General features: G+C 63.7%; 12 protein-coding genes. 9 read left to right on the top strand and 3 right to left on the bottom strand.

The window, feature by feature from the left end; all coding sequences use genetic code 11:
* From KQ659_RS21330 to KQ659_RS21315, 4 genes are all read left to right on the top strand, one after another.
* The coding region (locus tag KQ659_RS21330; RefSeq protein ID WP_226930202.1) for an efflux RND transporter permease subunit at positions 1 to 216 on the top strand (216 nt) is incomplete at its 5' end.
* Between the two features lie 80 nt (positions 217 to 296).
* Positions 297 to 1,259 carry a DUF2279 domain-containing protein gene (locus KQ659_RS21325; protein WP_226930200.1) on the top strand — a complete coding sequence of 321 codons (963 nt, stop codon included), beginning with the start codon at positions 297 to 299 and terminating at the stop codon, positions 1,257 to 1,259.
* Positions 1,260 to 1,323: 64 nt separating this feature from the next.
* Positions 1,324 to 2,031: a DUF1345 domain-containing protein gene (locus KQ659_RS21320; RefSeq protein WP_216690853.1), complete on the top strand. Its 708-nt coding sequence runs from the start codon at positions 1,324 to 1,326 to the stop codon at positions 2,029 to 2,031.
* Positions 2,032 to 2,870: 839 nt separating this feature from the next.
* The gene (locus KQ659_RS21315) at positions 2,871 to 3,590 is read left to right on the top strand and encodes an SGNH/GDSL hydrolase family protein (RefSeq protein WP_216690852.1); all 720 of its coding nucleotides are present in this window, start codon (positions 2,871 to 2,873) and stop codon (positions 3,588 to 3,590) included.
* Positions 3,591 to 3,880: 290 nt separating this feature from the next.
* Here KQ659_RS21315 and KQ659_RS21310 read toward each other — a convergent pair whose 3' ends face one another.
* The 3 genes from KQ659_RS21310 to KQ659_RS21300 are packed head-to-tail and all read right to left on the bottom strand — an operon-like array spanning position 3,881 to position 9,887.
* Positions 3,881 to 4,729, bottom strand: a complete 849-nt coding sequence (locus KQ659_RS21310; RefSeq protein ID WP_216690851.1) for a hypothetical protein — start codon at positions 4,727 to 4,729, stop codon at positions 3,881 to 3,883.
* The gene (locus KQ659_RS21995; RefSeq protein ID WP_216690850.1) at positions 4,726 to 5,451 is read right to left on the bottom strand and encodes a 4'-phosphopantetheinyl transferase family protein; all 726 of its coding nucleotides are present in this window, start codon (positions 5,449 to 5,451) and stop codon (positions 4,726 to 4,728) included. The genes KQ659_RS21310 and KQ659_RS21995 overlap by 4 nt, the downstream gene beginning before the upstream one ends.
* Entirely contained in the window at positions 5,433 to 9,887 is a 4,455-nt protein-coding gene (locus tag KQ659_RS21300; RefSeq protein ID WP_216690849.1) for a Pls/PosA family non-ribosomal peptide synthetase, read from the bottom strand. The genes KQ659_RS21995 and KQ659_RS21300 overlap by 19 nt, the downstream gene beginning before the upstream one ends.
* 518 nt (positions 9,888 to 10,405) lie before the next feature.
* On the opposite strand from KQ659_RS21300, the gene KQ659_RS21655 reads away from it, so the two are divergent.
* From KQ659_RS21655 to KQ659_RS21270, 5 genes are all read left to right on the top strand, one after another.
* The gene (locus KQ659_RS21655; RefSeq protein WP_216690848.1) at positions 10,406 to 12,166 is read left to right on the top strand and encodes a HAMP domain-containing sensor histidine kinase; all 1,761 of its coding nucleotides are present in this window, start codon (positions 10,406 to 10,408) and stop codon (positions 12,164 to 12,166) included.
* A 33-nt stretch (positions 12,167 to 12,199) separates the two neighbouring features.
* Entirely contained in the window at positions 12,200 to 14,242 is a 2,043-nt protein-coding gene (locus KQ659_RS21285) for a KUP/HAK/KT family potassium transporter (RefSeq protein WP_216690847.1), read from the top strand.
* Positions 14,243 to 14,635: 393 nt separating this feature from the next.
* On the top strand, positions 14,636 to 15,076 hold the full coding sequence (locus KQ659_RS21280; protein WP_216690846.1) for a hypothetical protein: 441 nt from the start codon (positions 14,636 to 14,638) through the stop codon (positions 15,074 to 15,076).
* Between the two features lie 84 nt (positions 15,077 to 15,160).
* Positions 15,161 to 17,254 carry a phosphate acetyltransferase gene (gene pta, locus KQ659_RS21275; protein WP_216690845.1) on the top strand — a complete coding sequence of 698 codons (2,094 nt, stop codon included), beginning with the start codon at positions 15,161 to 15,163 and terminating at the stop codon, positions 17,252 to 17,254.
* 97 nt (positions 17,255 to 17,351) lie between these two features.
* Positions 17,352 to 18,563, top strand: coding sequence for an acetate/propionate family kinase (locus tag KQ659_RS21270; RefSeq protein WP_216690844.1), 1,212 nt, complete (start codon positions 17,352 to 17,354; stop codon positions 18,561 to 18,563).
* Positions 18,564 to 18,625: the final 62 nt, after the last annotated feature.

The raw sequence follows: 18,625 nt of genomic DNA, 5'->3' as shown, positions 1-18,625 counted from the left end.
TCGCGGCTGCGCCCGGTTATTATGACGGCTCTGATGGCCTCGCTGGGCCTGCTGCCGGCCGCCCTCAGCCACGGCATCGGCTCCGAAACGCAGAAGCCGCTGGCCATCGTCGTCATCGGCGGCCTGATAACGGCCACCATTCTCTCCCTGCTGATTTTGCCCACGGTGTACGAATGGGTGTACAGCAGTAAGAGCGAGCGGGCTCGCAAGAAGTAAATTCAAACAGTTAATTATACTCATCGCGAGGTAGGGTACGACCCCGTACCCTACCTCGCGATGAGTGCAAGCCTTCTGCTTTGCTGCATCGCACCATTCGCCTGATTGCCTGCCTTGGAAGCACCGTCGTGACTTTTGGCCGCGCACCAGTGGCTGCTCAAACGCTGCCACCAGTCACGGTATTGACCGACCCGATTACCCCCCAGGATGGCCTCAATTCGGCACGGCTGGTGGGCGTCGTGGTGGGCACAACGGTACTATACGCCCTCAGCACCTACCTGTTGGGCAAAACGTGGTACACCAAGCGCGTCCCCTTCCACTACTTTAACGACAATAACGAGTGGCTGCAAATGGATAAGGTGGGCCACGCCACCACGACCTACGCCATCAGCCGGGGCGAATACGAGCTGTTTCGTTGGAGCGGCGTGCCCGACCGGACTGCGGCACTTACTGGCGGGGCTATCGCGCTGCTATTTCAGAGCACGATTGAAGTGTTCGACGGCCATTCCGAAGGCTGGGGGTTTTCGAAGGGCGACATGGCGGCCAATGCGGCTGGTATTGCCCTGTTTGTGGGCCAGCAAGTGGGCTTGGGCCAGCAACCCCTGAGCCTTCGCTATGGCTTCCGGAGCAGTATTTACCCGCAGTACCGGCCGGAATTGCTGGGCCGCCACCGTTTTGCGCAACTGCTGAAGGACTACAATGGCCAGCAGTACTGGCTGTCGGTGAATGTAGCGAGCGTACTGCCCGTAGGTCCCTCTTTTCCGCGCTGGCTAAACCTCGACCTGGGCTACAGTGGCAGTGGGATGACCGGGGGTAGCGCCAACCCGCCGCTATACGGGGCCGATGGCCGCCCCCTCGTTTTCCGGCGCGTGCGCCAGTTCTACCTGGCCCCTGACTTCGACCTGGCCCGGCTGGCACCCATTGGTTCCACCGGTCATATGCTGCTAGGTGCCAGCCAGTTTCTAAAGCTGCCAACCCCATCCCTGGAATTTAATCCGCGCGACGGCTGGCGCTGGCATCCGCTCCGGGCGGCCGCCGATTAACGCGCGGTATCGCGGTCTAAATACGCCAGTACTGCTTCCTATAAATTTCTTCTCCTGCCATCCAATGGCTTCTTCTGCTATAACGGCCCGGGTACCGCGGCGTCGCCGACTGCACCGGCTACTGAACCTGCGCGCACTGCAACGGGTGGGCTGGGCGCTAGCCGCCGGCGCCCTCTGCGCGGGCTTGGCTCCGGCCGATTTTCACCCCGGCACCCGCGTGGTAGCCGGCTGGGACGGGTTCTGCTTAGTACTTCTAATTCTGACCTGGGCCACCATCGCCACGGCCGATACCGAGCACCTGCGCCGGGTGGCCACCAGCCAGGACCCCGGCCGCACCTGGACTTTCGTGGCCGTGCTGCTGGCGGCCGGGGCGAGCCTCTTCGCCGTAGCCTTGCTGCTGCGGGGCATCAAGGCCCTACCCCCGCGCGAGCAGGCCGAGCAGGTGGCGGTGTCGGTGGTGGCCGTGGTAGGGGCCTGGTTCCTATTGCACACGCTCTTCACCTTGCGCTACGCCCACGTGTACTTCAGCAAGGACCCGACCGCTTCCCCGCCGGATGAACTCGGGGGCCTGCAGTTTCCCGGCGACCCGCCCACCCGCTACTGGGACTTTGCCTACTTTGCCTTCACCATTGGCATGACTGCCCAGACCTCCGACACCGGCGTTACCTCCCTGCGCATGCGCCAGCTCACCCTCGTCCACGGCCTGCTCTCCTTTGCCTTCAACACCGCCGTTGTCGCCCTCGGGGTCAACGTCGTCTCCAGCATTCTCTAGCCCAGAACCTGCCATAAAGGCGCCTGAATTGCTGCAGCTCTCCGGTGCGCAGTTGCCTCCCTGCAGCCCGAACGTCATGGCCCGATGCGAGCGGCTAAGCTCGGCATACCAGAATTGCCGGCGTAGGGTGCGCCGGCTTAAACCTTTGCCATAACCCGTTGTTAAATATCCAGTTAACCACTCCCGCTAGCTGCGGGGCGAAGTAAATAGCATTGCGGCTCCTTCGGCGCGCCGAACGTTGCACTGACGAAGCCGGCCAGCACCGGCAGTTCACCGGCAGCCCTGATTGCGATAGTTCCCGCATCCGCTCTCGGCCAGTCCGGAAAAAGCCGCTCAACCGTGCTGCTTTTTCCGGACTAGTTAACTGCTTGTTGGCGCTTTTAAGTACTACGACATTACCGAATACGAAGACGGTAGCCCGACCCACGACACGGTATTGTTCGACGTGGCCAAGCACCGCAACGGCGCCACCGACGAAGTAATAACGGGCTGTTCCATGCGCCGGGGGACGTTCCAAGACCTTGTTCCTGTATTCTGAACAGTAGTATCTGTTATAAGCCTTGGCTCTAGCCACTACCTCCATAGCTTACAACCCCCTGAAAGTAAACAAGGATTTGTAGAAAAAAGATAATTTAAACAGAATATAGTGCAGTTCAGAAAATCGAGTGCATCTTGCATCTTCTATCGATTCTAATTTCTAAGTGCCGAACCATTAGCTTTTAGCTGATAGTATTTTTTACTTGTTTATTATCAGTTAGTTGTGTCAAATGCATCAACTGTTTAATTTGGAGCAAGCACTTAACTGACTTCTTAAAGGGGCTTTCCCCCCATTCTGCCGCATGAAGCGTATTGAAATAATTGTCCTGGGTGGCTGCCACGTGGCGGGCTATGCAATCTCCTCCGACCATGCTTTTCCGAAACTGCTCGCCGAACTGCTCCAGGGCGAAGTGGTGGCGCAGGTGCCTAACCTGTCCTTTGTGCAACTGCCCGAGCACCTGGCAGCCATTAGCGCACTGCACCCCTCGCATGTGGTGCTGCAGTTGGGCAACCACGAGTTCTCGGCCAGCTGGCGGAGCCTGGGGCACCAGCTGTGCCGGGCATTGGGCATCCGACCCAGTAGCAAAAAGCCCCTCGCCGGCGCGGCCCAGCCAATGAGCAGCGTGGGGCCGGCCCTTCCCATCGGCCGATTGGCCTACTACGTCCGCATCACGGCCACGGGCCTGCTCACGGCGGCGCTGTGGGTATTTTCGGCCCGATACCGCCGTAGCTTTCGGGCCCTGAACGACTGCATGCGGCAGCACCCCAATACGGCGTTTGTCTTTTTGTCGCCGTTTCCCTGCCTCGTTCCGGCCGACAACGCACTGCGGAATTTCGGCGGCTGGCTATTTCGGGGGCTTCTGGCCAACCTGCCCAACCGGTACTGGCTGGATTCGCACCGGGTGCTGCGTCCCGACCGCCAGATGTTCGTCGACACGTCGCACCTCAACGAAACTGCCCATCGGGTGCTGGCCCATAGCCTGGTCGCCCTTATCCTCAGTAATATAAATTCTTTGGTGTGAGCCTCGTGGAAGGCCTTTGCTCGGCGTGGCCACATGGGGAAATGGCCGGCTCCTCACTCGTAGGGTTTCTGTCGCAGGGCACACCCACCCGCCGGCTACTCCCAAAACCGTACATCTTGTGCGGTTCCGGCCACCAACCCCCACTGGTCGCCGGGATGAAAAACCGAAACGTTGCGAGGGCCTTAAAAAGCCTTGGGCAGCCGTAGGACCTGGTTAATTTGGGCAGCATCGAATCGTAGCATCTCCTACGGCGGTATTGCCCACACTTTTCGATACGTTCCAACGTCTGGCTACTCTGCCGGTTTTGCGGGCAGCCGGAGAATAAGGGCCGCGCTCAGGTAGCCGAACGAGGGCGGAGCCTGGGTTTCGCCGCGTACGCGCAGCGGGGCCAGCAGGTGGCCGGCTAGGTTCAGGGCCAGGTGGCCGCGCTGCACTTCCAGCGGAAAGCTGAACTCGTAGGCCAGCGGCACCAGCCGCAGGGTGGGCTGGTCGATTTTGGCAAAGTTCTGGTCGAGCGGCGTGGCCAGGGTGCCGAAGCGCAGCAGCGCCAGCGACGAGCCCCAGTCGAGCTCCGCCGCTGGCGTAAAGCTCACCTTATCAAAGCCCAGCCAGTGCGCTTTTTCCAGCGGCAGGCTTAGGTTCAGACCAAGCGTATGGGCTTGGAAATGGTCGAACAGGAAGTTGTAGTCCAGGCCCAGCGCCACTGGGCCAAGGGTATATTGGGTGTAGGCTTCCAGGTTATTGCGCAGCACGGAATCCTTTTTGGTGATGCGCTCGGCGTAGAACGTGCGGCTGCCCGACAGCGAGTAGCTCCAGTTATCGGTAAACTCGCCGGCGTAGCCCAGCTCCAGGCTGGTGTACACGTAGCCCGGCCGCACGGGGCTGAAATACAGGCCTTCGAGCCGACCGTAAAGGCCATTGGCGGCCGAGTAGCTCACCTGAGGGTTGAGGGAGTAGGCGTGGCTGCCGTATTCGCGGCCCAGGTAGCTGGTACGCGCCTCATAATCGAGCCGTAGCTCCCAGCCGGCGCTGCTGTCGGCCGCCGCCACGGGCGGGGCTGGGTTGGGGGCAGCGGGCGGCAGCACCTGGCCGGCAGCAAAAAACGGCAATGCCCACAACAGGGCCACGAAAAACTTCATCTGGGAAATGGAATGGCCGCCACCGGCAGCCGGGATGGAAAATCAAAATGCTGCCAGCAAACGGCCGTTGGTGCCGCGCAGGCCAGCGCGCCCGCGTGGTCCTCGTTCACCGCGAAGCCTTGGAGCTGGCCGGGGCCGGGCACTTGCCAGGCAATGGCCGAACCGCGCCGCCGCGCCACCGAGAAGCCCGCGAACGGCAGCGCCAGTCCCATGCCCGAGCACTTGGCCCAGGCTTCCTTGCGGGTCCAGATGGCGTAGAACAGCGCCCGCCACGCGGAGCGCCCCGCCGCCCGCAGCACGGCGCGCTCGGCCGGCGAAAACAGGTAGTCGACCAGGGCTGCCGCCCCGGCCACGGGCCGGATGGCTTCGAGGTCAACGCCCACCTCGCCCTGGTTGGAAACGGCCAGCAAGGCCCAGTCGGCGCGGTAGCTCAGGTTGAACCACAAGGGCGGGTCCGTGGTCAGGATAGGCTTTTGCCGGGCGTCCACGCCCAGGGCCAGCGCGGCCGGGGGCTGGTGGGTGTAGTGCCCCAGCACGGCCCGCAAAAAGACGTGCGCCCCGGCATAAGCCTGCGCGGGTCCGGCTGCCAGAAACCGCGCATGCCGGGCCTGCTCAGCAGCCGACAGTTTGGCCAGCGCGGCCGGGGTCACCGGGCCGAGGCGGGTCCGCCAGCAGTGATAAAACGGCAACGGGGATGCCGCCACTACGGCACGAACGAGCACGGAATGCCCTGCCAGGTAGTGTGGGCGGGCAGCCGTTCGCCCTTCATCAGCAGCGAGAGGCTGCGCAGGCGGGCCCCGGCCTCCATCTCCGAATCGTAGAGTACCACGGCCGACACGCCCACCGAGGCCCCGGCTCCAATGCGCAGGTGCGACATCTTCATCACCCGGTCCTCAAAGAGGTGGGTCTGGACGGTGACGCCGCTGGCCAGCTCGGCTTGGTCGCCGACGTGGGCCAGGTCAAACTCCGTAATTTCGGTGGTATCCAGATAGACACGCTTGCCAAAGTCAGAACCCATCCAGCGAAAGAAAATGGCCGCGAACGGCGTACCCAGCAGCAGCGCCTCCCAGAACGGATACACGTAGCTTTCGCACAGGGAATTAACCAATTCGCTGCGCCAGACGAAGGACGACCACAACGGCTTCTCGGCCGGCACGTAGCGTCCGATTATCGTCCATTTGAGCGCCACCGTGAGCAGGGTCAGGCTGAAAATGGAGGTCAGAAAAATACCGGTGCCGCCCAGCACCACGCGCCAGAAGGGCAGCGCCGGGTGCTCGACGCAGTAGTGATAGAGTAGGCCGAAGCTCAGGAAAGCGAAGCAATAGGGGAGCGTTATTTTGAAGAACTCAATCAGCCCCCGGGCCAGCACCAGCCGGCGCGGCGGGGCAAAGGTGAGGCTGGCCGGAAAAGCGTGGCTGACCGGCCGGTTGGGCAGGGCAAAGGCCGGCGAGCCCACCCACGAGGTATCGTCGGCGGGCGTGGTTGCCGGGGCTGTGGATAGTGCCCCAATCAAGACGCCGCTGCCCAGCGTGGTGCCGCCGGGCACCACTGCGCTGTTGCCGATAAACGAGCGCGCCCCGATAACGGTGGGCGCGATGGTGAGCACCCCGCGCTGCACCCGCGGCGCGCCGATGCTGACCGAATCGGCCAGAAAAGCCTCCGCGCCCACCGTCAGCTGGTCGACCGAGAGGTGATTTAGCGTAGAAACTTCGGCCCGCCGGCCAATGCGCGCGCCCAGCAGGCGCAGGTAAAATGGCGTGTAGATGGTGGCGTACAGCGGCCGCAACAGGCGCAGGCTCTCGGCCAGAATGGCATCGACGAACCATTGCTGCACGTAGGCCCGGCTGTAGAGCGAGTGCGTGGCCGCGCCGCGCCGGCTGGTGCCCACCCGCACAAACAGGGCCGAGACCAGGATGGAAAGCACCACGTAGAGCGTGGAGAGGGGCAGCAGCAGCGCCAGCGCCGCCAGCCAGCCGTAGCGCAGCACGGCCTCGTAGAACAAGCCCACCACCGGCAGGGCGCTGCCCGCTGGTAATAGCTGCACCAGCAGCAGCGCGCCGGTTTGCAGGGCCAGGAAGCCCAGGCGGGTGCTTTGGCCGGGCCGAAGCACGGGCGGGCAGTCGGCCGGGGCCAGGGTGCGCACGCGCCGGGCCGGCGAGCCGGCCCACACCTCGTAGGCGGGCACTTCGTGGCCGGCGGCCAGGGCCGAAAGGTCTTCGAGCACGGCCTCGGCCCCGAGGCGCGAATTGTTGCGCAGCACCGCCCGCAGGCCCACGTAGGCATTCTCACCTACTTCGATGGGGCCCAGCAGCAGGCGGCCGGCTTCCACGCGGTAGCCTAGCAGGCCGGCCTCGGGGGCAATGCTGGCGCCCGCGCCGATGGTAATCAGGTCGAAGGCCAGCAGACGGTTGGAGTTGAGGTGGACGTGCGGGCCAATGTGTGCCCCCAGCAGGCGGTAGAAGGCATTGAGGTAAGGCGTGCCGGTGAGCAGGTAGGCGGGCACCGATTCGACGGCCTTCTTCACTAGCCAGAAGCGCAGGTAATAGAAGCCCCACAGCGGGTAGTTGCCCGCCCGAAACCGGCCGATAACGAGCCACTTCACCGCCACTACCAGCAGGCCATACAGGGGCAGATAGGCCAGCAGCGAGGCCAGGGACAGGCCCAGCAGCGGCAGCCAGTGCCAGTGCGCCATGCCTGTGCGGCGCAACGAAAACAGCAGCGTGGTGACGGGCAGCGCGTAGAATAAAGTAGCCGAAAGCAGCTGCAGTCCCGCCGTGACCGCCCGCACGCCCGTCGAAGCGGCGGGGCTGGTGGCGGTCGGCTCAGTGCTGAAGCCGGTCGTGGGCGCATCGGCTTCGGTGGGCGTTACCGCGCAGCGGGCCAGGCCCTCGATGGTGCGGCCGGCGTAGAGGTCGCGCACCGAGAGGCCGGCAAACTCAGGCCGCCGCCGCAGCTCCGATACCAGTAGCGAAGCCAGCAGCGAGTTGCCGCCGAGGTCAAAAAAGTCGTCGATGACGGAAATGGCCTTCGTGCCGAAGCGCTGCTGCCACATGGGCAGCAGGGCCGCTTCGGCGGGCGTGCGCGGGGCCACCAGCACGCGGTCCGACTCCGCTGCGGTGCCCTGCGGGTAGGGCAGGGCCTTGCGGTCGACTTTGCCGCTGGTCAGGGCCGGGAAGCTGCCCATTTCCACGAACAGGGCCGGCACCATGTAGGCGGCCAGCCGGGTGCGCAGGAAGGGGCGCAGCGCGGCTTCGTCCAGCGCGTGGCCGGCGGCCAGAATGAGGTAGGCAATAAGCCGGGGCACGTCGTCGGGACCGGTTTTGAGGGCCACGGCGGCGTTGCGCACGCCCGGAAACTGCAACAGCAGCGCCTCGATTTCGGCCAGCTCTATGCGGTAGCCGCGCAGCTTCACCTGCGTGTCGATGCGGCCCAGAAACTCCACTTCGCCGCCGGTCGTGAAGCGGCCCAAATCGCCAGTGCGATAGAAGCGGCCGCGCAACGCCGGCTGGGGGGCATCTGCTTCAATAAACTTGCTGGCCGTCAGCTCGGGGCGGTTGAGGTAGCCGGTGGCCAGCGCGGCCCCGCCCAGGCAGATTTCGCCTTCCAGGCCCGGGGCAACGGCCTGCCCGGCCTGGTCGAGCAGCCGCACCACGTAGCCCGGCACCGGCCGGCCAATGGTGAGCGGCCGGCCCGGCACGTAGTCGGCGCTGGTGGCGATGACGGTGGCCTCCGTGGGCCCGTAGGTGTTCACGATGCGCCGGCTGGTCCCGCCCCAGGCCGTCAGCAGCTCGGCCGGACACACTTCGCCGCCCAGAATGAGTAGGCGCACCGTGGCCACCGGCGCATCGAGCAGCGAGAGCAGCGTGGGCACCGTGGAAAACACCGTGACGCCTTGGGCCAGTAGAAACGCTGGCAGCGCGTCGGGCGCTTTCATCACCTCGTCGGGCACCGGCACCAGCGCCGCGCCGGCGGCCCAGGCCAGCCAGATTTCTTCCAGCGAAGCATCAAAAGCCACCGAAAAGCCCTGCGCTACCCGGTCGTCGGCAGTCGGCTGAAACAAGGCCTGCTCGGCCTGCACCAAATGGCCAATGCTGCGGTGCGGCAGCACCACGCCCTTGGGCAGGCCGGTGGTGCCAGACGTGTAGATGACGTAGGCCGGCGAGTCGGGCGAAAGCACGGGGGCGGGGGCGGCCGGCCGGCTCTCGGCCGGATAAGCCGGTAGCTGGTGCAGGTTCAGGGCGGTGCCGGCCCACTCGCCGGGAGCGGGGGGCGGCCCGGCCGTCAGCAGCAGGCGCGCCCCGCAGTCGCTCAGAATGAAGGCCACCCGCTCGGCCGGAAAGCTTAAGTCCAGGGGCACGTAGGCGGCCCCGGCCTTGAGCACGGCCAGCATGGCCACGTACAGCTCCGTCGATTTTGCGATGAACAGGCCTACGAAATCGCCGGGTTGTACGCCCGTGGCGCGCAGATAGTCGGCCAGCGCGTTGGCGCGCTCGTCCAGCTCGCGGTAGCTCACGGGGCCGGCGGGCCCCAGCAGGGCCGGCCGTGTGGGGTACTGCTGCACGCTGGCTTCAAACCACTCGTGCAGCCGCGCGGGAGCGCCGGCGGGCAGCTGCACCGGGCTCTGGGCAAATTCGGCTAGCTGCATCAGCTCGGCGGTACCCAGAAATTGTAGCCGGCCCACCGTGGTTTCGGTAGTGGGCCCGAGCTGCTCGAATACAGCCTGCAAATGGCCGGCAGTAGCGGGCCGGTCGGCGACGGCAAACGTCACGTCATCATCCAAAAACGTAACTTTGCTTTCCCAGGCGGGTGGTGTGTCGGCGCTGTCGGGCGTCATTTGCAGGTGCCAGGGCTGCATTGCCGGCTCCCAATCAGGTGGCAATGCCGCCAGCGCCGTGCGGATTTGCTGTGCGGCCTCGGCAGTCAGCGTGCTCACCCGCTGCGCATCATCCAGCGAAAGATGCAGCTGGAGCACCGGAGCCAGCAAATCAGCCGGCGCGCCCAGCCGCACGGCCACGGGCAGCACGGTGGCCGTGCGCTCGGGTTGGTAGCGGTAGTGCACGAGCGCATAGGCGGTAACCGAGGCGGTTAAAGCGGCAAAGGGTACGGGCAGGACTAAGGTGTCGGTACTACCGTTGGCAAGCGTTTCGGTGGGGTTCATAGGTAAGCGACAGCAATGAGCAGACACAACAAGCGGATGGTGGATTCGATGGCGGAAGCCAGACTCCGTTTAATTACTCGGAACAACTCCTTTCCAGCCGACCGGCTGACTGTTGCAAACCACGTCCCGCCAGATGTTGATATGCTGAAGTATTGGCCTGGGCCAGTTAATGGAAGCCAGTCCTAACGGCTGGAAGAAGGGCCGCTATTTATTCTGTGATGACCGCCAAAAATGCCGGCAGCCCGGCACTGGGCGGCGGCCTCAACACGCGCTGCCGCCCCATTGCTGGGGGCGGAACCCGGTGCCCCGACCCGCAAGCATATCATTATGACAAACGCACCGGGTCATAATGGCCCGGTGCGCGGCCTTTGAGCGGTAGCGGCAGCGCTTTGAATAAATATAACCTACTGACTATATTTTGGTTATAGTAATTGTAGCACGCCTGGCCCGTTCTGGTCTGGCATTCGCTGCGGCCGGCGCAGTCCTGGGGTGTTCCCATTCTCTTAGCCGGCCGCCTTATGTCACTCAAAGCAAAAATCACCTGGGGATTCGTGGCCATGCTGGTCCTGCTGGTCGGGCTGGGGGGCTACGCCTTCGATACCGTGCACCAGCTGGACCGGAATTCGCGCGCTATTCTGCAGGACAATTTCTACTCGGTGCAGCTGGGCCAGCGCATGTTGCAGGCGTTGGATGAGCTGGCCACCCCAGCCGCCGCGCCAGCCGCCTTGAACCGCTACAGCACGGCGCTTACCCGCGAGGCCGGCAATATCACGGAGCCCGGCGAGCAGCAGCTCGTCGACAGCATGGTGCAGACCCTGGGCCGCTACGAGGATGCCCCGGTCACCCGGGCAGCCACCGTGGCCGAGCTGCGTCGGCACACCCACCACATGGTGGCCCTGAACATGGCCGCCCTCACCCGCAAAAACGAGCAGGCCAACCGCACGGCCACCGCCGCCACCCGCTTTCTGGTAACCCTGCTGACCCTGGGCGCGCTGCTAGCCCTGGCCCTGGTGCTGAGCGTGCCGGAAGCGGCCGTGGGCGGCCTGCGCAAGCTCACGGCCAGCATCGACCACGCGGCGGCGGGCAATTTTTCGGCCAGCATCCCACAGGAAAGTACCGACGAGTTTGGCAGTGTGACCCGGGCCTTTAATGGTTTGCTGATGCACCTCAACGAGTACCGCACGGCCAACCTGGCCGAGCTGCTGACCGAGCGCAACCGGGTGGCCAGCATCGTGCAGACGCTGAAAGAGGGCCTGCTGCTGCTCGATGAAAGCCGGCAGGTGATTGTGGCCAACCCCGTGGCCTGTGCCCTGCTGGGGCTGTCGGAGGCCGAGGTGGTGGCCCGGCCGGCCGAGGAGCTGGCGCAGGCCAACCCGGTGTTTGGCCAGCTGCTGGCCTACGTGCAGCAGCCCGCCGCCCAGCGGGGCAGCACGCCCCTGGCCCTCACCGTGGGAGAAGGGGCTGAGGCCGTATTCTACCAGGTGGGCCTGCACGAGGCCGTTTCATTTAACGCGGCCACTGACCGCATGGAGTTCATCGGCTCCATCCTGGCGCTGCACAACGTGTCGGCCTTCAAGAAGCTGGACCAGACCAAGTCCGACTTCCTGGCCACCATCTCACACGAGCTGAAAACGCCGCTGTCGAGCAGCAATTTCAACCTCAAGCTGCTGCTCGACCAGCGCATCGGGCCGCTCAATGCCGAGCAGGCCGACATCGTGAGCAGCCTGCGGCAGGAAAACCAGCGCCTGCTGCTCCTGGTGAGCGAGCTGCTGACGGTGGCCCGCCTGGAAGCAGGCGCCACCATTGCCCTCGACATGCGCCCCACCGCGCTGGCCGCGCTGGTGGCCGCCGCCACCGAGCCCCTGCAGCTGCAGCTGCGCCCCAAGCACCTGGTGCTGGACGTGCAGCTGCCCCCCAACCTGCCGCCGGTGCGCGCCGACCTGGAAAAGTCGGCCTGGGTGCTGCTCAATCTGCTGGCCAACGCCGTGCGCTACTCGCCCGAGGGTGGCCGGATTATCGTTTCGGCCGCCGCCGAGCCCGACGGCCAGGCGGTGCGGGTGCAGGTGCAGGACGACGGCCCGGGCATTGCCCCGGAGCACCAGCAGCGCATTTTCGAGCGGTTTGCGCAGGGCCCCGGCGCGGGGCCGGAAGCGGCCGCTGGTACCGGCCTGGGTCTGAGCATCTCCCGCGAATTCATCACCAACCAGGGCGGCACGCTGGGCGTGGAAAGCACGCCCGGTGCTGGCAGCACCTTCTATTTCACTTTGCCCGTGGCCTAGCGGCCACCCGATTCTTTCTAATCTCTTTTCGTTATGTCCACGCTCACGGCTGCGCTTCCCACGGAAATCAGCATTCACAAACGCAGCATCACGGTGGCCGGCCTGCTGGTTACGCTCGGCATCATTTTCGGCGACATCGGCACCTCGCCGCTGTACGTGTTCAAGTCCATTCTCGGCGACCGGCCCGTGAGCGAGCTGCTCGTGTACGGCGGCGTGTCGGCCGTTTTCTGGACGCTCACGCTCCAAACCAGCATCAAGTACATCCTGCTCACGCTGGAGGCCGATAACCACGGCGAGGGCGGCATTTTCTCGCTCTATTCGCTGGTGAAGCACCGGGGCCGGTGGCTGCTATGGCCGGCCATCATCGGGGCGGGCACGCTGCTGGCCGATGGCATCATCACGCCGCCCATTTCGGTGTCGTCGGCCATTGAGGGGCTGAGGCTGCTGGACCCCACGTTGACCGAAACGACTATTATCACCATCGTGCTGGTCATTATCACGCTGCTGTTCGCGTTTCAGCAGTTTGGCACCAAGGTGGTAGGGGCTTCGTTCGGGCCCATCATGCTGGTGTGGTTCAGCACCATTGGCTCGCTGGGGCTGATTCAGATTTTCCACCACCCCGCCATTCTCCAGGCGCTGAACCCGCGGTACGCCATCGAGCTGCTGACGGTGTACCCCAAGGGTTTCTGGCTGCTGGGCGCGGTGTTTCTGTGCACCACGGGCGCCGAGGCGCTGTATTCAGACCTGGGCCACTGCGGGCGTAAGAATATTCGGACGGCCTGGCTCTTTGTGAAAACGGCCCTCGTGCTCAACTACCTGGGCCAGGCCGCCTGGACCATGGACCACATGGGCCAGGTGCTGAGCAGCGCCCAGAATCCCTTCTTCCTGATTGCGCCCACCTGGGGCCTGATTCCGCTGATTATCATCGCCACCATGGCCACCATCATCGCCTCGCAGGCCCTGATTTCGGGCTCGTACACGCTGATTTCCGAAGCGGTGAGTTTGAACTTCTGGCCCAAGGTGCGCATCCTGTTTCCTACCGACCAGCGCGGGCAGATTTACGTGCCGAGCATCAACTGGCTGCTGTGGTTCGGCTGCGTGTGCGTGCAGCTCTGGTTCCAGACCAGCAGCAACATGGAGGCGGCCTACGGCTTCTCCATCACGGTGGCCATGCTGATGACCAGCATTTTGCTCTCGCAGTACCTGCGCGGCGTGAAGCACTGGGCCATCCCGGTGGTGGGCCTAATCATGCTGGTGTTTCTGACGGTGGAGTTGTCGTTTCTCATCGCCAACATCACCAAGCTGCTCAACCGGCTGGGCATCCTCGTCTTCGAGTGGGGCCTGATTCTGGGCATGTGGATGGGCTACAAGGGCCGCCAGATTAAGAACCGCTACCTCGACATGACCGACTGGGCCGAAAACTTGCCCATTTTGCAGGAACTGAGCCAGGACCAGACCGTGAGCAAGTACGCCTCGAACCTGGTGTACCTCACGCGCAGCAAAAACGCCCGCCAGATTGAGGCCCGCATTCTCTACTCCATCCTGCGTAAGAAACCCAAGCGCGCCGACCGGTACTGGTTCCTCAACATCAGCATGCTGAATGAGCCCTTCGGCATGCGCTACACCCTGGAAACGTTGGTGCCCGACGTGGCCTACAAAATCAACTTCCAGCTGGGCTTCCGCATTCAGCCGCGCATCAACCTGCTGTTCCGGCGCGTGCTGGAGGACATGGCCGGCAAGGGCGAAATCGACATCACCTCGCGCTATGCCACGCTGCAAAAGCACCGCATGCCCGGCGACTTCCGCTTCGTGGTGCTCGACAAAGTGCTCAGCTTCGACAACCAGCTGTCGTTGAAGGAACGGATTATCCTGCAAGGCTACTTCCTGTTCAACAAGCTGGCCATCAGCGACCAGCAAGCCTTTGGCCTGGACACCAGCGACGTGGCCGTGGAGCTGGTGCCCCTCACCATTCAGCCCCACCGCCCGCTGGAGCTGCAGCGCGTGGCTCCGGAAAACGTTTCGGACCCGGTGCCGGCTGCCGCCCTGGCCGCCGAGGAGCTGGCCCTTAAGATTTGAGGACCCGCGCGGCCATACCCCGAATTTTAGCCGCCGCCCGCAAGGACACCAAAGTGTCGGCGGCGGCGGCCAATTTTTCCCCGTTCGCCAGGCTGCCAGGCGCTGGCCGGAAGTTCGGGTAAGAGCTGCGTTGAAGCCTTGTAGGTAAATCCGTCCCTTTGCGGGAGGGAGTTCGGTACCAAACCGGCAAAAGGCCCGGCAAGCTGGCCGCACTGTCGGCGTCTGCTTCAAAACTATTTCTTTCAGGACTTGCGCAGTCGGCCGTTGGCGAGCGACTGCGACGCGCTGCCCCCCGTGTTCATGTTTTCCGTATAGCCGCCAGGATTGAGCCTGCTGCTCGTCTGTGTCGATGCCATTGTCGGCTTCCTTTCTGAGAAAACGAACCCACCAAGCATGCGTAATACTTTTATCCGCAACGGATTCATTGCCGCCGGACTGGTCAATATTCTGGCCGTGCTGTTCCTGTCGCGGGCTTTCACGAATGCGGTTATTCCGGAAACCGACCCGGTAGTCATGTCCAATTTTGGCTTGCTGATGATTGCCGTCTGGGGGCTGGTTTTTCTGGCCGTGGCTACCCGCTACCAGTACGTGAAGTGGGCCGTGGGCGCATTCGTGGTCGAAAAGCTGGTGTACGCCGTGGTCTGGTTCCGTTGGATTACGACCCACGAGGTGGGCGCCGTGTACGCCAGGGACTTGTTCGCCGGCGTGTTCTACTCGGTTTACGGGCTCAACGACTTTATCTTCTTTCTCTTCTTCGTGGCGGTGTTTTACCAGCTTCACCGCCTGGACGCAAAGCCGCTCAGCGAGGGGGCGTTCAGAGAGCGGAAAATATAGCATGACCTAATTAAAAAATGCAGTTGTTACAGCATAAGCTCAGCCATTGGTCAACGGATGCAGGCAGGACTGCGTTAGGTAAGCATGACGAAAGCTGTTTTCATTGCCGCCGCCGAGCCCTACAGCGGAAAATCGCTGATTACGCTGGGGCTGGTAAATATGCTGCTGGGCCAAACGCGACAGGTGGGCTACTTTAAGCCGCTCATCGACTATGACCCCGCCCAGGAGCCCGACCCGCGCCTGGCCACCATCAGCAGCTACTTCAAGCTGCCGTTGCCCGCAGCCGATACCTATGCCTACACCCGCGCCGAGGCTCTGGCACTAATGGAAACCGGCGCGCAGGGCGAGCTGATTGACACCGTGATTCGCCGGTTTAAGTACTGGGAAGACACCTGTGATTTCACGGTGGTGGAGGGCAGCGACTTCGTGGGGCCGGGCACGGCGTTTGAGTTCGACGCCAACGTCTCGATTGCCAAAAACCTGGGCGTGCCCGTTATCCTGGTGGTGTCGGGGCAGGGCAAGAGCACGGCCCAGGTCGTGAGCGCCGTGCTCACCACGCTGCGCAACTTTGAGAGCCGCGAGGTGCCCGTGCTGCAAGTGGTGGCCAACCGCATTGCCCCGGCCCAGGTGGCCGATGTGCAGGCGCTGCTGCGCGACCAGCTGCCGGCCGAAGTGCTGCTCGCCATCATCCCCGACTACCCAAACCTGCTGCACCCGACCATGCGCGAAATCCAGGCTGGGCTGGGGGGCAAGCTGCTGTTTGGGGAGGCGGGCCTGGGCAACCAGGTCGATAACTACGTGATTGGGGCTATGCAGGTGCCCAACTTCCTCAACTACCTCAAGGAGAATGTGCTGATTGTGACGCCTGGCGACCGGGGCGACATCATCGTGTGCGCCCTGCAGGCGGATTTGTCGGCCAATTACCCCAAGGTGGCGGGCATTGTGCTCTCCACCGGCACGGAGCCCGACGAGCCCGTGCGGTTGCTGCTGGAGGGCCTGCCCGATACCGTACCCATTCTGGCCGTAGCCACTGGCACCTTCGAAACCACCACGCGGGTGAGCGCCATCCGCTCGCGCCTCACTCCCGACAATCCCCGGAAAATTCAGCTGGCTATCAGCACCTTCGACCGTTACGTGGACGTGTCGGCGCTGCGGGAAAAGCTGGTCAGCTTCCAGTCCGAGGGGCTCACGCCCCACATGTTCCAGTACCGGCTCCTGCAATGGGCCCGGCGCTCGCGCCGCCACATCGTGCTGCCCGAGGGCAACGACGACCGCATTCTGCGGGCCGCCGCCCTGCTGTTGCACCAGAACGTGGTGGACCTCACCATTCTGGGTGACCCGGCCACGGTGGCCGCCGCCATCAAGCGTCTGGGCCTCACCATGCCACCCGAGCACCTGCGCATCATCGACCCGGTGAACTCGGCCCTGTACGCCGGCTACGTGGAGACATTTTACGAGCTGCGCAAGGACAAGGGTATGAACCACGACATGGCCCGCGACCTGCTGCGCGACGTGTCGTACTTCGGCTCGATGATGGTGTATATGGGCGATGCCGACGGCATGGTTTCGGGGGCGGTGCACACCACGCAGCACACCATCCGGCCGGCGCTGCAGTTCATCAAAACCAAGCCCGGCGTGTCGGTGGTGTCGTCGGTATTTTTCATGTGCCTGCCCGACCGCGTGGCGGTGTTCGGCGACTGCGCCGTGAATCCCAACCCCACCGCCGAGCAGCTGGCCGAAATCGCCATTTCCTCGGCCGATAGCAGCGCGGTCTTTGGCATCGAGCCCCGGGTGGCCATGCTCTCGTATTCGTCGGGCACCTCCGGCGCGGGGGCTGATGTAGAGAAGGTGCGCCAAGCCACCGAGCTGGTGCGCCAGCGCCGCCCCGACCTGAAAGTGGAAGGCCCCATTCAGTACGACGCGGCCGTAGACCCGCTCGTGGGCCGCCTGAAACTACCCGATTCGGAAGTGGCCGGTCAGGCCAGCGTGTTCATCTTCCCCGATTTGAACACCGGCAACAACACCTACAAAGCCGTGCAGCGCGAAACCGGCGCGCTGGCCATTGGCCCGGTCCTGCAGGGCCTGAACAAGCCGGTGAACGACCTGAGCCGGGGCTGCACCGTGGACGATGTATTCAATACCGTTGTTATTACCGCCATTCAAAGCCAGCAGGGCTGATTTGATTATGCGAGCTAATCCCAATTACTCAAACGTTATGCTTCGCTCAGCATGATGTGGCACTGCTCAGCGATTTCAAATTCATAATTGATTAATAGTGAACATTTTCGTTCTCAATTCCGGCAGCAGCTCCATTAAGTATCAGCTGTTTCGCTGGCCGGCCGAGCGGCCCGTGTGCAGCGGACTGGTGGAGCGCGTCGGCTCGGCGCAGGCCACCATTACCCACCAGGTTTTCGACCTGCAGGCCCCCGCCAACCCGCCGGCCGAAACCAAGCTAACCCTGCCGCTGGCCGACCACGAAGCGGGCCTGCACGAAGTGGTGCGCCTGCTCACGGCCGCGCCCGGCGGCATTATTGCAGACCCGGCCGACATTGCGATAGTCGGCCACCGGGTGGTGCACGGGGGCGAAACCTACGCGGCAGCCACGCGCATCACGGCCGCGGTGAAGGTCGAAATCAAGCGGCTGTTTGCGCTGGCCCCGCTGCACAATCCGGCCAACTATGTGGGCATTGAGGTGGCCGAGCGCGTGTTTGCGCAGGCCCGGCAAGTAGCGGTGTTCGATACGGCGTTTCACCAGACCCTGCCCGAACACGCGTTTCGCTACGCTCTGCCCACGGCCCTCTACACCGAGCAGCGCATCCGCAAGTACGGCTTTCACGGCACCAGCCACCAGTACGTGGCCGCGCAGGCTGCCGCTTACCTCCAAAAGCCCGATGCCCGGCTCATCACCATTCACCTGGGCAACGGGTGCAGCATGGCCGCCGTGCGGGGCGGGCAGTCACTAGATACAACCATGGGCTTCAGCCCGTTGGCGGGCCTGGTGATGGGCACCCGCTCGGGGGATATCGACCCTTCGGTGCTGCTGTACCTGCTGGGGCCGCTGGGCTACACCACGGAGCAAGTGAACACCCTGCTCAACAAGGAAAGCGGCATGCTGGGCCTGGCCGGCTCCAACGACATGCGCGACATCGGCGCGGCGCTGGCCGCCGGCGATGCTCGTGCCGCGCTGGCCTACGACGTATACGCCTACCGCATTCGTCAGTACATCGGGGCCTATGCAGCCGTACTCAACGGACTGGATGCCATTGTTTTCACGGCGGGCGTAGGCGAAAACGATGCGCTGGTTCGCACGCGGGTCTGTGAAAATATGGAGTTTTTCGGGCTCACCCTGGACGAGGATAAAAACCAGCAGCGCCTGCCCGGCCTACGGGAGTTGAACCGGCCGGAAAGCCGGGTAAAAATCCTGGTTATTCCAACGGCCGAAGAGTTGGAGATTGCGCGGCAATGCGCGGACCTGCTTAGCAGGTAGTCAGTCATAAGTAGTCAGCAATCACAGAACTGGCACCGGCTGGCTGCCAGTTCCTGGGGGTT

Origin of the sequence: Hymenobacter siberiensis (assembly GCF_018967865.2) — a bacterium.
Classification (GTDB): domain Bacteria; phylum Bacteroidota; class Bacteroidia; order Cytophagales; family Hymenobacteraceae; genus Hymenobacter; species Hymenobacter siberiensis.
The sequence above is the reverse complement of the archived record's forward strand: the minus strand, read 5'-3'. Positions and strand labels throughout refer to the sequence as shown.

Bases quoted from the DNA above. Each gene is read 5' to 3' on its own strand.
- KQ659_RS21320 (WP_216690853.1), top strand. From the start codon at position 1,324: ATGGCTTCTTCTGCTATAACGGCCCGGGTACCGCGGCGTCGCCGACTG.
- KQ659_RS21315 (WP_216690852.1), top strand. From the start codon at position 2,871: ATGAAGCGTATTGAAATAATTGTCCTGGGTGGCTGCCACGTGGCGGGC.
- KQ659_RS21310 (WP_216690851.1), bottom strand. From the start codon at position 4,729: ATGAAGTTTTTCGTGGCCCTGTTGTGGGCATTGCCGTTTTTTGCTGCC.
- KQ659_RS21300 (WP_216690849.1), bottom strand. From the start codon at position 9,887: ATGAACCCCACCGAAACGCTTGCCAACGGTAGTACCGACACCTTAGTC.
- KQ659_RS21655 (WP_216690848.1), top strand. From the start codon at position 10,406: ATGTCACTCAAAGCAAAAATCACCTGGGGATTCGTGGCCATGCTGGTC.
- KQ659_RS21285 (WP_216690847.1), top strand. From the start codon at position 12,200: ATGTCCACGCTCACGGCTGCGCTTCCCACGGAAATCAGCATTCACAAA.
- KQ659_RS21280 (WP_216690846.1), top strand. From the start codon at position 14,636: ATGCGTAATACTTTTATCCGCAACGGATTCATTGCCGCCGGACTGGTC.
- pta (WP_216690845.1), top strand. From the start codon at position 15,161: ATGACGAAAGCTGTTTTCATTGCCGCCGCCGAGCCCTACAGCGGAAAA.